We start from the raw sequence: 14,759 nt of genomic DNA, 5'->3' as shown, positions 1-14,759 counted from the left end.
GCAAATTAATATTTGTTCCGGTTTTTCTTTGCCTGTTATTTCTCTTAGCTAAAATAATCTAATTCTTCATCTACTGGCATCTTAACCTTACATGAGTATACTCTCTGTATGGAATACCCAACTGAGATGCCCTTATGTCTCATGATGATGAACTTGACCTCTTCCAGCAGATGATGGGAGACGTTAAACAAATTAAGCAAGACACTGCTGAACTTAAAAAACAACACCAAGTCACCGACGCTCATCTTGCCAGACGAGAGTCTGCTATCTGGCTTAGCGAAAATAATCCAGACTATCTCTCCTTAGATTATGCAGTAATGCTAAAACCCGATGACATCATTGCTTTTAAACGTGATGGCGTACAAGAAGGCGTATTCAAGAAACTAAGGTTAGGCAAATACCCTATCCAAGCTCGATTGGACTTACACCGAAAAACCCTTAAAGATGCCAGAGATGAGGTGGTCAAGTTCTTAAAACAGTGCTTGCGAATGGATATCCGTACTGTAATCATCATTCATGGTAAAGGGGAGCGCTCAAATCCTCCTGCAATGATGAAAAGTTACCTCGCAAGCTGGTTAGAGCAGATCAATGATGTTATGTGTGTCCATAGCGCTCAACAGTTTCACGGTGGAAGTGGTGCGATCTATGTCTTACTAAGAAAAAGCCCCGACAAAAAAGCCGAAAATAGAGAAAGGCATCAAAAACGTATGGGGTGACAAAAATTAATGTTAAACTCCCCACTTTAAATGAAAGCAACTGCCCTCAGTTGCTTTTTTTATCGTTGTGAAACGCCAAAGAGAATATTGTATGTCACAAGAACCGCAAGGCAAACGCCTAAACAAGTACATTAGTGAAACTGGATTTTGTTCCCGCAGAGAAGCCGATCGCCTGATTGAGCAAGGCCGCGTCACTATCAATGATTCAATTCCTGAAATGGGTACTAAGGTAATGCCCGGTGACGACGTACAAATCGATGGCAAGCCGGTAAAAGCAAAAGAAAAACTCATCTATATTGCCCTTAATAAACCGACCGGAATTACCTGTACTACAGAAAGAGACATTGCAGGTAACATCGTTGATTTTATCGGACATCATAAGCGTATCTTCCCTATTGGCCGCTTAGATAAACCTTCTGATGGTTTGATATTTCTGACCAACGATGGGGACATTGTCAACAAGATACTACGTGCTGGTAACAACCATGAAAAAGAGTATGTCGTACGTGTAGATAAGCCTATTACTGCCCAATTCATTGAGAAAATGGCTTCTGGTGTAGAAATACTTGATACCGTCACTTTACCTTGTAAAGTGTCTAAAGAGACCAAGTTCTCTTTTCGAATTGTGCTGACTCAAGGTTTAAACCGTCAAATTCGTCGCATGTGTGAAGCGTTAGGCTATGAAGTGTTCAAGCTACGTAGAGTACGAATTATGAATATCTCTATTGACGGTATTCCTAATGGTAAATGGCGCTATTTAACCGATGCAGAAGTCGCTGAAATCAACCGCATGATATCCGACTCAAGTAAAACTGAAGAAGCATCTCAACTGGATACCAAAGGAAAAAAAATTAGACGCGCAACAGATGCAAAGCTATTTGATAGTCGGGAAGAGAATCAAAGCTCCACCGCGCGTAGAAACCAAAAACATCGTACATTTAAAGGCAGAGATGCCGATGAGTTCCGACACTCACCAAGTAAAAGGCGTGCAAAAAGCAGTTCATATTCAACGGATAAAAAACCGACCAAAAGAGTCTCTGGCACACTCTCTTTAAAAAAATAGCTTCTTACTTTGAACCACTCAATATCGAACTCATTTTAAGCAAACAGTGAGTTCGATTTCTCTTTTATTTAAGAATCATTATCGACCAAGTTGCCATCGCCTAGCCGCAACAAATCAGCAAACTACTCCAATCATGCGCGGAATATCTCTTACTACTGGAAAATACTTGCGACTCTGACTTTGTTAGTCCGAACTAAACTTAAGTAAGCGGGAAAAACGTTGCTCTCGACAACAGAGCAAGGTCATCGGGAGACAACTCAATCTCTAGACCTCTGCGACCAGCAGAGACGCAAATGGTCTCTAGATTACGGGCAGAGTCATCAATGTATGTAGGCAGTGACTTTTTTTGTCCTAATGGGCTTATGCCTCCGACAACATAACCGGTGGTTTTTTGCGCAATATCTGCATCCGCCATGTCCGCCTTTTTTCCATTAACCGCTTTTGCTGCCTGCTTTAAATTCAACTTTTTCATTACCGGAATGATCGCTACAGCTAAATTCTTGGCTTCACCATTAATGCAAAAGAGTAACGTCTTAAATACTTTGTCCGGATCATGTCCTAAGGCGCTCACAGCCTCTAGACCAAAACTGTGCTCGTTCGGATCATGCTTATACTGATGTATGGTATGAGCCACTTTTCTTTTTTTTGCTAAGTTTATTGCTGGAGTCATATCGTAATCACTAGGCTAACTCATTTATAGATAAAAAAACGGCGCTAAATAGCGCCGTTGTATCTTCAATTATTTGTCAGTTAGCGTCAAGCTTACTTGTAAACCATCTCACCTTTAGGTTCGAACTTGCTTACATCAATTGGACTGTTTTTCTCAAGGTATGCTTTAAGCACTTCTGCATCTACAAAGCCAGTGTTTACATGACCAGGGTTAGCAGTAAGTTTTGGATATCCGTCACCACCAGCAGCGTTAAAGCTTGGTACGGTGAAACGATATGTTTTATCCATATCTAGAGGCTTACCACCAATCATAACATTGCTTACTTTACCGTTAGCAACAGTCATTGAAATACCAGCAAATTGTGCATATGCACCTGAATCTACAGGTTTTGTCGCCACAACATTCAGGTAATCAAGAACGTCGCTACCTTTCATGTCATTAGTTGTAATGATGTTAGCAAACGGCTGTACAGTTAGAACGTCTTTATACGTTACATCACCTGCATCGATTGATGCACGTACACCACCAGAGTTCATTACAGCAAAGTCAGCATTAGTACGGTCCATATGAGCCGTAGCAATTAAGCGACCTAGGTTAGTTTGCTTAAATCGAACGATGTTACGCTCACCAACAAGCTTACCATTGGTTTCTGCTACTTTAACTTCTAGTTGAGCTTTACCTTTTTCTTGGTAAGGCTGAAGGAATGCTAATAGTTCAGCATCTTGTGCAATTTCATCTTGGATAAGAACACGTTTCTTCTTACCATCAACCTTGATTTTCTTCTTAAGGTTTACAGGGATTAGGTCATAGCTCACCATTTCTAGTTCACCGTTACGGAATTCATAGTCCGCACGACCTACGTATTTGCCCCACTCATGAGCCTGAACAATCCATGTACCATTTTGGATATCTGGCTTACACTCAGCACCTGGCTTGAAGTTCTTGTTCATGACATTAGGGCCTTCCATACATACAGGCTCTTGTGAGTGTCCACCCACAATCATGTCAAGAGAACCTTCGTCTAGGTAACGAGCTAATGCTACATCGCCAGGAGCGTTCACGCCGCGGTTACCATTTTCGTAGTGACCCATGTGAGTAACAGCGAAGATCAGATCAGGCTTTTCATTTTTCTCAATTTCAGCAATCAGTTTTTTCGCTTCAACTTTAGGATCACGGAACTCTAGACCACTGATAAACTCAGGGTTACCAATTTTCATTGTGTCTTCAGTTGTTAAACCAATAATGGCAATCTTAATGCCTTGCTTATTGATCATTTCATAAGCTTGGTACTTACGCTTACCGGTCTCTTTGTCATAGATATTTGCAGATAGAACTGGGAAGTTAGCCCAATCGATCTGTTTTTCCAGTACTGATAACGGGTTGTCAAATTCGTGGTTACCTAGTGCCATAGCATCATAACCAAGTTTGCTCATACCTTTAAAGTCAGGTTCTGCGTCTTGCAGATCAGACTCAGGTACACCAGTGTTAATATCACCACCAGATAAAAGAAGTACACTACCACCTTCTGCTGCCACTTCTGAACGAATTTGATCGATCAGCGTTTTACGTGCAGCCATACCGTATTCGCCGTATTTATTAGACCAGAAACGACCATGGTTATCATTAGTATGTAGAACGGTTAGCTTGTAAGTTTGGTCTTGCTCCCATGCAGGACTTGTCGCACAACCAGCTAGTGTCGCTAGAATTGCAGTACTTACCGCTGTTTTTAGTAATAGGCGTTGCTTCATCTTGAATTACCTTTCTTAATTATTCGAGGGGATTCCCACTTCTTATGCTTTCTACTATTGTCGAATTCAGCAGAAAATATGACCTAGTTTAAAATAAATAAAGAAATCATCCATTGTGATTTCATCATTATTAAATATTGATCACCTTTATATTACATAAATATTGCAAGAGTAAATGAACATTGCACACAAAACCAAAGCGAATCACAGGCAAACGGTTTCCTATGATGTCGATATTTATGCAGAACATTCAACAACCATTGCAAAGACTGCAACACAATGACTTTTGATATCAACAAACATAAGCTTGAGTATAAACAGTCACAAAAAAGCCAGCTAATTAGCTGGCTTAAAAATTTGACAGAACTCTTATTTAATTTCTATCGGTTCCATACCTTTAATCAGATCATCCAGTGCTTTCATTTGTGCCAAGAAAGGCTCTAATTTATCTAAAGGTAAAGCCGACGGACCATCACACCTAGCTTTTTCAGGATCGGGGTGAGCTTCAATAAATAGCCCTGCAATGCCTGTCGCAAGTCCAGCCTTAGCCAACTCAACAGTTTGCTCTCTTCGACCACCGGAAGCCGCGCCCGAAGGATCACGCATCTGTAGCGAGTGCGTTACATCAAAAATAATTGGGCTACCGTTTGACTCTTTCTTCATGACGCCAAAACCAAGCATATCAACCACAAGGTTATCATAACCAAGACATGAACCACGTTCACACAGAATGATTTTCTCGTTACCGCATTCAGCAAACTTTTCAACAATATTGCCCACTTGGCCAGGGCTCATAAACTGAGGTTTCTTAACATTAATCACCGCGCCTGTTTTAGCCATTGCTTCAACTAAATCAGTTTGACGCGCTAAAAACGCCGGGAGCTGTATAACATCAACAACATCAGCAACAGGTTGTGCCTGAGCTTCTGTATGGACATCTGTGATAATTTTCACACCAAATGTATCTTTCAGCTCTTGAAAAATTTTCATGCCCTCTTCTAAGCCAGGGCCGCGATATGAGTGTACTGAACTACGATTGGCCTTATCAAATGACGCTTTGAATACATAAGGAATACCCAGTTTTTCAGTAACCGTCACATAGTGCTCGCAAATCTGCATTGCTAAATCGCGTGACTCCAGTACATTCATACCGGCAAAAAGAGTGAAAGGTTTGTCATTGGCAACAGGAATATCACCAACATGGACGATTTTTTGTTCCATTGTAGTTCTCTACTTTTAATGAATAGTTACGGAGTTTTCATCCAAGGCATTTAACTGGCTTTTTAGCAGTTCTGCCGCTGGGTCTTCCGGACATTGATCGATAAAAAATTGATAATCATTTTTTGCAATCTGATGGCATTCCAGCTGTTGATAGATAAAACCTCTATCGCGAATCTCATACGGATCATCAGGAACAAAAGATAATGCCAAATCAGTGCATTTCAATGCTAGGGTATAACGCTCTTCCCTTAGCAGCGCACTTTTTAAAATCGCTAACCAGCGACCTATCACTGTTGGGTGATCCGCGGATTCTAAATGCTCAGATTTCAGTTCCGCAAGTGGCCCTTCATGCCCAATAAGCCACGCACGCAAAATGTGCTCAGCAACATATTCACCGTTATAAGGGTTGATATATTGTGGTCGTTCATCAAACCAAGTGACTTTAACGATAAATTGCGTTGGGAAGGTAATTCCTTCCAAGGGAAACCCTAGCTTCCGACCAAAATAGAGCAACAGCGCACCAAGGCTAACTGGGATGCCTTTTTTGCGTTGCAATACTTTATCTATAAAGGCATTTTCAGATGAGAAGTACGCTTCACTGTCACCTTGGAACTGCCAATGGTGGTAAAAAATTCTTAGAAACGATTCAAATTTCTGCTTTTCATCGGTTTCATTAACTAACAGCAGTTCCGCCTCACGAAACAGCTTATCTAACTCTTTTTCAACCCAAATCACTTCTGTTTCAGGATTAACTGCATGGTTTAAGGCAATGGCGCCTTCCACCAACTCTAGCTGATCCAAGTCTTCGTCAAACAGATCAAACATGTTTTATCCCATTAAAGAAGATGTTTTAGTCATCGCGATGTTTGCCGCCATAACCAACCAACCTAATGCACCAAAAAAAGCGAAAATTCTTAATAATTTATTCTTCGCCATTTTTAAGGCAAAAAAGCCTAATGCGAAATACGCCAAAATACAGGTTACTTTTTGGGTGAACCATTCCGTTCCAGCAGTAAAAGGTATAAAGCCTAGTGAAATAATCAAACCAATACCGGTTAACAATAGAACAGTATCAACCACATGTGGGGCAATTTTAATAAATTTCTTGTCTATTAACTGAGAATTCGCCATCACTAATGCAAAACGAACAGATAATAAGATCGCACTCAACGCGATGGATAATAGATGGATGTTTTTTAGTGCCAAATACACGGTATTCTCTCTTTAAACGATAAATTTTTTAATGGAAATATTGACCGAGGGTCACTCTATCATTTCCAGCATAATCTTTCTCAGTCAACACACTAGTATAGCCAAGATCTTGCATAATAAGACGAACAGCCTCTCCTTGTTCGAACCCATGCTCAAACAGCAACCAACCCGCACTATCAAGATACTGACGGGCGCAATTGGCGATATGCTTTATGTCCGCAAGCCCTTTCTCTTCCGCCACTAGCGCTGATAACGGTTCAAACCGAACATCACCTTGCGCAAGATGTGGATCATTTTTCTCAATATAGGGAGGATTAGAGACAATCAAAGCAAACTTTGTTCCATTTTTTTGCTTATCTATAGGTTCAAACCAGCTACCCTGCAAAAACTCAGCATTTTTCATCGCCAAGCTGTTCGCATTTTCTATTGCTAGTTGAACCGCTTCGTCACGCAAGTCCACCCCAATAACACGGCTATCCGGCAGTTCAGACGCCAAAGCTAATGCTATCGCACCGGTACCAGTACCCAGATCCAAAATATCTTGATGTCCAGAAACTGCTTTATCTAACGCCAGTTCCACCAAGCGTTCCGTATCTGGTCTAGGAATTAGAGTAGAAGGCGAGACTTTAAGCGGTAACGACCAGAACTCTCTCTCTCCGGTGATATACGCTACAGGTTCACCGAGTGAACGTCGGTTGAGTAAACGACTAAACTCTTGCTGCTGCTGAGGTTCCAGCTCTTTATCCGGCCAAGTGAGTAGATAACTTCGTGATTTCTTTAAAACGTGGCAAAGCAACACCGCACTATCCAATGATGGCGATTCACTGCCGCTCTGTTGCAAAGAGATAATGGCAGCTTTTAGTGTTGCTTCTATGGTCGTGCTGTCAGACATCCAATTAATACTGTTCTGACAATGCTGCGAGCTGATCCGCCTGATGCTCCTGTAGCACAGGATCAACCAAGCTTTGTAGATCACCTTCCATTATTTCCGCTAAACGATATAGCGTTAAGGTAATACGGTGATCAGAAACACGGCCCTGAGGGTAATTATAGGTGCGGATACGATCACTTCGATCACCCGTTCCTAGTAGGTTACGACGTGTATCTGACACTTCAGCAGCTCGACGAGCCTCTTCAACCTGAATAATACGCGCAGCAAGAACAGACATCGCTTTCGCTTTGTTTTTGTGCTGTGAACGTTCATCCTGACACTCAACAACGGTTCCCGTAGGTAAGTGAGTAATTCGTATCGCAGAATCAGTGGTGTTAACGTGCTGACCACCGGCACCTGATGCCCGGAAGGTATCGATTTTTAAATCTGCGGTTTTAATTTGTGGTAATTCAGCTTCTGGAATTTCAGCCATAACCGCAACAGTACATGCTGAGGTATGAACCCGGCCTTGAGATTCAGTAGCAGGAACACGTTGAACACGGTGCCCACCTGACTCAAATTTCAGTACGCCATACGCACCATCTCCAGACACTTTAGCTATCATCTCTTTATAGCCACCCTGCTCAGAAATATTGGAGCTCATCACTTCCACTCTCCAACCCATCTTCTCGGCAAACTTGCTATACATGCGGAACAGATCGCCAGCAAAGATGCCAGCTTCATCGCCACCAGCACCAGCACGGATTTCAAGGAAACAGTTTCGCTCATCATTCGGGTCTTTAGGAATCAACAGTATCTGCAATTCATCAGCCAGTTTTTCGATTAAAGCCTTGGCATCCTTAATCTCCTCCTGAGCCATTTCACGCATCTCTTGATCGTCTTCTTTCGCCATCTCTTGCGCAGCGATAAGATCATCCTGAGCTTGCTGATAAGCTTGGAAGCATTTTGTCACTTCTTCTAATTGAGAATATTCTTTTGAGAGTGCACGAAATTTGTCTTGGTCACCGATAATACCGGGATCACCAAGAAGATGCTGAACTTCCTCATAACGCTCTACGAGGGTTTCAAGCTTGGTAAGAATGGATGATTTCATAGTCTTCTTTAATTCTGTTGGAGGTCGTCAAGACCTAGACTCTGCCTTATTACAGAGAGTTTTTCTGGTTCACCCTGCTCAGCGGCACTTTGTAGTGCGCGTGTCGGAGCATGGATCAATCGATTTGTCAGTTTGTTGCTTAACTCCAGCAATATTTTTTCAGGATCACCACCAGAAGCAAGTGACTGAATGCTTTTTGCCATTAACTCTTCACGTATGACATTTGCTGAATTGCGATATTCTCGAATGCTATCAACAGCTTGTAAAGAACGAAGCCAAGTCATAAAGACGGCACTTTCTTCAGATACAATCGCTTCGGCTTGGATCGCTTCCACTTTTCGCTGTTCGATATTTTGGTTCACAATAGACTGCAGATCGTCGACAGTATACAAATAGATGTCATTAAGGTCACCTACTTGCTGCTCTACATCTCTAGGTACTGCAATATCAACAATAAGAATCGGCTGTCTCTTTCGCTTGCGAATCGCAGTTTCAACCATACCTTTGCCAATTATAGGCAAAGGACTTGCGGTAGAACTAATTACGATATCGGCTCGATACAAGTGGTCTGGGATCTCTTGCAAGCTAATAACTTCAGCACCAAATTGCTCAGCTAACCCCATCGCTCTTTCGCGAGTACGGTTAGCCACAATGATTTTACTGCAACCATTGTCAGCTAAATGCTTCGCCACCAACTCTATCGTCTCACCTGCCCCAACGAGCAACACTGTTGAGTTCGCAATAGATTCAAAAATATGCTTCGCCAATGTACAAGCAGCATACGCAACAGAAACGGCATTTCCGCCAATATCTGTTTCAGTACGTACTCGTTTAGCGACAGAGAATGTTTTTTGAAAGAGTTTTTCAATCGTTGCATCAACCGACATATCTTCTCTAGCCGACGCATATGATTGCTTAACTTGACCGAGTATCTGTGGTTCGCCCAGCACCAATGAATCCAAGCCACAAGAGACTCGCATTAAATGTTTTATGGCCGCTTGCTCTTCATAGATATAGAGACTCGGTTTTAACTCTTCGGACTTAACCTGATGAAAGTCAGTCAACCATTCAATAACTTTGCTTTTATTGGCAGAGTTTTTTAAATCACAATATATTTCCGTTCGATTGCAGGTAGATATAATCACCCCGCTGTTAACGTATGCACTAGATTTTAGTTGCTGATGAGCCTCTGTCACTTTGTCAGGGGAAAAAGCAACCTTTTCTCGCAACTCAACCGACGCTGTATTGTGATTGATACCAATAGCAAGCAAAGACATTAAATATGAATTCTCAGGTTAGAAAATAAATCAAAAACAGAATTTTACTTTATGGGCTCTTGTATTAAAAGGGTTGGAGCTATTTGTTTTACTGACTTCGTGATTTCGATGATATAGTTACCCCTAAAGTTGTAATAAAAACCTTGTTAATCACTAAAAAACGAACATAAAACCATCAAAATGAAAAATTTCAATAAGTTTATCTTTTTAGTTTTGTCTATTTTGCTTGTGGCAGGTTGTGAAACATTGCCAGAGCAATCGAAAACCACCGTTGAATGGCAATCGCATCAAGCACGCCTAACCGCAATCGAACAATTTGAAGCGTCAGGGAAAATCGGCTTTCGCTCACCAAAAGATCGATTAAGCGTTAGCTTTAACTGGAAACACACCGCTGAGTTGAGCAAACTCCGGCTGATTAATGTGCTCGGTAAAACCATGTTAACGCTAACCATAGATGATCAGGGTGCTAAAATTGTCACCTCAGACAATCAAGTTTATCAAGACAGCAGCGCTAACCGTCTATTCTATCAACTCACTCACATTATGTTTCCAGTAGAGCAGATGCAAGATTGGATTAAAGGCTTACCGACTCAGGCAGACAGCTACGCACTGGACGAGAACCACACATTAAGTTCTCTGCGTAAGACGATTGATGGCAAAAAATGGCGCATGAGTTACTCTCGTTACCAAGACATTGGCAGCACACCACTCCCTAATAAAATGACCCTGAGAGACGCGGACAACGTACTGAATATCGTTGTCTCAAACTGGAAGCTTGGCCAATGAACAACAAGACAGTGTGGCCATCTCCAGCGAAACTGAACCTGTTTCTTTACATCACAGGACAACGAGAAAACGGCTACCATGACCTACAAACTCTATTTCAGTTTATTGATTATGGTGACACTCTCACTATTGAAACGAACGAGACCGGCCATATTCGCATTGAGTCAAAAATAGAGGGATTACCAGAACAGCAGAACCTGATCTGGCAAGCGGCGAAATCGCTACAACAACATTCATCATCATCGAACTTGGGAGCAAACATCTACCTAGATAAGCGGCTTCCAATGGGGGGCGGCATTGGTGGTGGTTCATCGAATGCCGCAACCGCACTTGTTGCATTAAATGTCTTGTGGGGCATTAATTTACCTAAGGAAGAACTGGCGCAACTAGGACTAAAGCTCGGCGCAGATGTGCCTGTATTCGTTCAAGGTTTTGCCGCCTTCGCAGAAGGTGTCGGTGAAAAACTTCAACCCGTTCAAGTAGAAGAAAAAGTTTACCTAGTTGTTCGTCCAAATGTCAGTATATCCACAGCTGATATTTTTAATCATCCAGATCTAACGAGAGATACGCCCAAACGGCCGGTATCAACGTTATTAAGCACACAATACGTAAACGATTGCGAAAAAATAGTGCGAATGCTGTATCCAGAGGTTGATCAGCAACTTTCATGGCTGCTACAATACGCGCCGTCAAGATTGACTGGTACAGGTTCATGTGTTTTTGCTGAATTCGACAACCACTATGAAGCTGAACAAGTATTAAATAAACTTCCTGACAATGTCTCGGCCTTTATTGCCCAAGGACGAAATATATCGCCCTTACATGAGACACTGGCTAACTATAAGTTAGCTAATACCCAACCGACTTAAAACTGGACGCAACCCTGAGGTTTCCACCGTGCCTGATATGAAGCTATTTGCTGGTAACGCTACACCTGAACTAGCCCAACGTATTGCTGATCGTCTCTATATTTCCCTTGGTGATGCTACTGTCGACCGTTTCTCTGATGGAGAAGTCGCAGTACAGATCAATGAAAATGTTCGTGGTAGTGATGTATTCATTATCCAATCTACTTGTGCACCAACCAATGACAACTTAATGGAATTGGTGGTTATGATAGACGCAATGCGCCGCGCTTCTGCGGGCCGTATTACTGCTGTTATTCCATATTTTGGCTATGCTCGCCAAGATCGTCGTGTACGTTCTGCTCGTGTGCCTATTACAGCAAAGGTTGTTGCAGACTTCCTTTCTAACGTAGGCGTTGACCGCGTACTAACCATTGACCTGCACGCTGAGCAAATTCAAGGCTTCTTCGATGTGCCAGTAGATAACATCTTTGGTACACCAGTTCTTCTTGAAGATATGATTGCTCGTGGACTAGAAGATCCTGTTGTAGTTTCTCCAGACCTAGGTGGCGTTGTGCGTGCACGTGCAACAGCAAAAGCCCTTGGCAATGTAGATATCGCTATCGTAGATAAACGTCGTCCTCGCGCCAACGTTTCAGAAGTGATGAACTTGATCGGAGAAGTGGAAGGCAGAGATTGCGTTATCGTTGACGACATGATCGATACTGGCGGTACTTTGTGTAAAGCAGCGGAAGCACTGAAACAACGCGGTGCAAAACGCGTATACGCATACGCAACGCACGCCGTTTTCTCTGGAAATGCAGCTAAAAACATTGGTAGCTCAGTGTTAGATCAAGTAATCATCACTGACTCTATTAAACTAACTGAAGAGATGGCAGCAACAGGAAAAGTAACTCAACTGACTTTATCTAGTATGCTGGCAGAAGCGATTCGTCGTATCAGTAACGAAGAATCTATCTCAGCGATGTTTAACTAAGTTCGAGGTTAACTGGTAAATAAGGCCTAATCTGGCTCTTCACTAGTTAAGGAACTTAGCTGTTAGACAGTTTAAAAAAACGCTTCACGCTAGTGGAGCGTTTTTTATTATTTAGCCTCAGCGCAAGATAAAGTGATATCGCATCTTTCTACTTCCCTGTGCTATCATATCGCGCTTTTTGTTATTGCATGAGAGATCTAAACCGTGAGTCAAGAGATAAAACTACTCGTAGGACTAGCTAACCCTGGCCCTGAATATGCTAAAACCCGACATAATGCCGGAGCATGGGTCGTTGAAGAATTGGCAAGAGTTCATAACGTTATTTTAAAAAACGAAAGTAAGTTTTTTGGATACACCGGAAGAATCACGGCCAATGGACAGGATCTTCGTTTGTTAATCCCCACTACTTTTATGAACCTGTCAGGTAAATCAGTAGCTGCGCTTGCTAAATTTTATCAAATAAAACCAGAAGAGATCATGGTCGCACATGATGAACTCGATCTTCCTCCTGGCGTTGGTAAATTTAAAAAAGGTGGCGGCCATGGCGGACATAACGGTTTACGCGATACCATTAGTAAATTAGGCAATAATAAAGATTTCTACCGCTTACGGATTGGCATTGGTCATCCGGGGCATAAAGACAAAGTGTCAGGCTTTGTATTAGGTAAAGCACCTGCCAAAGAGCAGGAGTGCATTGAGGCGGTAGTGGATGAGTCCGTACGCAGCCTCGACATCTTATTAAAAGATGGCCTAAACAAGGCTCAGAATCGCTTACATACGTTCAAAGCAGAATAAGGTTTATATCATGGGTTTTAAATGTGGCATCGTTGGCTTACCAAACGTAGGTAAATCAACACTGTTCAATGCACTGACAAAAGCTGGCATTGAAGCAGCAAACTTCCCTTTTTGTACCATCGAGCCAAATACAGGCATTGTTCCTGTACCAGATCTACGACTGGATGCATTAGCTAAAATAGTTAACCCACAACGCATACTACCTACAACCATGGAGTTTGTAGATATTGCAGGCTTAGTTGCTGGTGCGTCAAAAGGAGAAGGTTTAGGTAACAAATTCTTGGCTAACATTCGCGAAACCGATGCCATCGGTCATGTTGTACGCTGCTTTGAGAATGAAAACATTATTCATGTTGCAGGTAAAATTTCTCCTTTAGAAGACATAGAAATCATCAACTTAGAGTTAGCTCTAGCGGACCTCGACTCTTGTGAAAGAGCCATTCAACGCCAAGCTAAAAAAGCCAAAGGCGGAGATAAAGACGCTAAATTTGAGATCACTGTTTTAGAAAAACTACTGCCAGTTCTCACCGAAGGTGGTATGGCAAGAACAGTGGCCTTAGCGAAAGAAGAACTAGCCGCAATTGGTTACCTTAACTTCTTAACGCTAAAACCTACCATGTACATTGCTAACGTTAATGAAGATGGATTTGAAAATAACCCATATTTAGACCAAGTTCGCGAATATGCAGAAAAAGAGAACAACGTTGTTGTTCCTGTATGTGCAGCCATTGAGTCAGAACTGTCAGAACTCGACGATGAAGATCGTGCAGAGTTCCTTGAAGACATGGGCATTGAAGAGCCGGGGTTAAACCGAGTTATTCGTTCTGGTTATGAACTGCTTACTCTACAGACGTACTTTACTGCTGGGGTTAAAGAAGTACGCGCATGGACTATTCCAATCGGCGCAACTGCACCTCAATCCGCAGGAAAGATCCACACTGACTTTGAAAAAGGCTTCATTCGTGCAGAAGTTGTTGGCTACGATGACTTTATCCAATATAACGGAGAAAGCGGAGCAAAAGAAGCAGGCCGCTGGCGCCTAGAAGGGAAGGATTATATCGTTAAAGATGGCGACGTTGTTCACTTCCGCTTCAATGTCTAAATAGACCAATTGCTAAAAATTGAACCAGCATTTATTTGCTGGTTTTTTTTGTTTATTGTTTGATAATTGTTATCACTTTTTGGGTAAAAACAGCCCGCTTTGTTTAAAAAAACCTCGAACAGTCAATTCAAGGCGATTTATTCAAAAAAACTATTGACGGTTTTCCTACAGATAAGCATAATGCGCTCCGTTCTTGTCTCTGGGAGACAACTTAGAAACAAGAGCAAAACAGATAAAATGGCTACTTAGCTCAGTTGGTTAGAGCACATCACTCATAATGATGGGGTCGCAGGTTCAAATCCCGCAGTAGCCACCATTTCCTAAGCACTTTTTCGAAAGTCT

At 42.1% G+C, this 14,759-nt stretch carries 15 protein-coding genes and 1 tRNA gene; 8 read left to right on the top strand and 8 right to left on the bottom strand.

Annotated elements, in window-relative coordinates:
• The first annotated feature begins 134 nt into the window (after positions 1-134).
• The gene (gene smrA / locus F0227_RS18160; RefSeq protein ID WP_171754665.1) at positions 135-716 is read left to right on the top strand and encodes a DNA endonuclease SmrA; all 582 of its coding nucleotides are present in this window, start codon (positions 135-137) and stop codon (positions 714-716) included.
• Positions 717-807: 91 nt separating this feature from the next.
• Positions 808-1,779: a 23S rRNA pseudouridine(2604) synthase RluF gene (rluF, locus tag F0227_RS18155; protein WP_171754664.1), complete on the top strand. Its 972-nt coding sequence runs from the start codon at positions 808-810 to the stop codon at positions 1,777-1,779.
• Positions 1,780-1,978: 199 nt separating this feature from the next.
• On the opposite strand, the gene ybaK is transcribed toward rluF, so the two are convergent.
• The 8 genes from ybaK to hemA form a co-directional block, all read right to left on the bottom strand.
• Positions 1,979-2,449 carry a Cys-tRNA(Pro) deacylase gene (ybaK, locus tag F0227_RS18150; RefSeq protein WP_171754663.1) on the bottom strand — a complete coding sequence of 157 codons (471 nt, stop codon included), beginning with the start codon at positions 2,447-2,449 and terminating at the stop codon, positions 1,979-1,981.
• Positions 2,450-2,541: 92 nt separating this feature from the next.
• The gene (gene ushA, locus F0227_RS18145; RefSeq protein WP_171754662.1) at positions 2,542-4,197 is read right to left on the bottom strand and encodes a bifunctional UDP-sugar hydrolase/5'-nucleotidase UshA; all 1,656 of its coding nucleotides are present in this window, start codon (positions 4,195-4,197) and stop codon (positions 2,542-2,544) included.
• Positions 4,198-4,566: 369 nt separating this feature from the next.
• Positions 4,567-5,418 (bottom strand): 3-deoxy-8-phosphooctulonate synthase, encoded by an 852-nt coding sequence (kdsA, locus tag F0227_RS18140; protein WP_171754661.1) that lies wholly within the window; start codon positions 5,416-5,418, stop codon positions 4,567-4,569.
• Positions 5,419-5,433: 15 nt separating this feature from the next.
• Entirely contained in the window at positions 5,434-6,243 is an 810-nt protein-coding gene (locus F0227_RS18135; protein WP_171754660.1) for a SirB1 family protein, read from the bottom strand.
• Between the two features lie 3 nt (positions 6,244-6,246).
• Complete coding sequence (locus F0227_RS18130) at positions 6,247-6,630, bottom strand: SirB2 family protein (RefSeq protein WP_171754659.1); 384 nt, start codon at positions 6,628-6,630, stop codon at positions 6,247-6,249.
• A 28-nt stretch (positions 6,631-6,658) separates the two neighbouring features.
• Positions 6,659-7,522, bottom strand: a complete 864-nt coding sequence (gene prmC, locus F0227_RS18125; RefSeq protein WP_171754658.1) for a peptide chain release factor N(5)-glutamine methyltransferase — start codon at positions 7,520-7,522, stop codon at positions 6,659-6,661.
• A 4-nt stretch (positions 7,523-7,526) separates the two neighbouring features.
• Positions 7,527-8,615, bottom strand: coding sequence for a peptide chain release factor 1 (gene prfA / locus F0227_RS18120; protein ID WP_171754657.1), 1,089 nt, complete (start codon positions 8,613-8,615; stop codon positions 7,527-7,529).
• An 8-nt stretch (positions 8,616-8,623) separates the two neighbouring features.
• The gene (gene hemA / locus F0227_RS18115; RefSeq protein WP_171754656.1) at positions 8,624-9,892 is read right to left on the bottom strand and encodes a glutamyl-tRNA reductase; all 1,269 of its coding nucleotides are present in this window, start codon (positions 9,890-9,892) and stop codon (positions 8,624-8,626) included.
• A gap of 180 nt (positions 9,893-10,072) precedes the next feature.
• Between hemA and lolB the strand changes: the two genes are divergently transcribed.
• The 6 genes from lolB to F0227_RS18085 all read left to right on the top strand — a co-directional run bounded on the left by lolB (position 10,073) and on the right by F0227_RS18085 (position 14,733).
• Positions 10,073-10,678, top strand: a complete 606-nt coding sequence (gene lolB / locus F0227_RS18110) for a lipoprotein insertase outer membrane protein LolB (protein WP_171754655.1) — start codon at positions 10,073-10,075, stop codon at positions 10,676-10,678.
• Positions 10,675-11,547 (top strand): 4-(cytidine 5'-diphospho)-2-C-methyl-D-erythritol kinase, encoded by an 873-nt coding sequence (gene ispE, locus F0227_RS18105; RefSeq protein WP_171754654.1) that lies wholly within the window; start codon positions 10,675-10,677, stop codon positions 11,545-11,547. Before lolB ends, ispE begins: the two co-directional genes overlap by 4 nt.
• A 28-nt stretch (positions 11,548-11,575) precedes the next feature.
• The gene (locus tag F0227_RS18100) at positions 11,576-12,520 is read left to right on the top strand and encodes a ribose-phosphate pyrophosphokinase (protein ID WP_171754653.1); all 945 of its coding nucleotides are present in this window, start codon (positions 11,576-11,578) and stop codon (positions 12,518-12,520) included.
• 204 nt (positions 12,521-12,724) lie between these two features.
• Positions 12,725-13,315, top strand: a complete 591-nt coding sequence (pth, locus tag F0227_RS18095; RefSeq protein WP_171754652.1) for an aminoacyl-tRNA hydrolase — start codon at positions 12,725-12,727, stop codon at positions 13,313-13,315.
• A gap of 10 nt (positions 13,316-13,325) precedes the next feature.
• Positions 13,326-14,417: a redox-regulated ATPase YchF gene (ychF, locus tag F0227_RS18090; RefSeq protein ID WP_171754651.1), complete on the top strand. Its 1,092-nt coding sequence runs from the start codon at positions 13,326-13,328 to the stop codon at positions 14,415-14,417.
• Positions 14,418-14,656: 239 nt separating this feature from the next.
• A tRNA-Met gene (locus F0227_RS18085) sits at positions 14,657-14,733 on the top strand.
• Positions 14,734-14,759 lie beyond the last annotated feature (26 nt).

Source organism: Vibrio sp. 99-8-1 (assembly GCF_013114595.1).
Taxonomy (GTDB): Bacteria; Pseudomonadota; Gammaproteobacteria; order Enterobacterales; family Vibrionaceae; genus Vibrio.
Note: the sequence above shows the minus strand (reverse complement) of the source record. Positions and strands in the feature narration are given on the sequence as shown.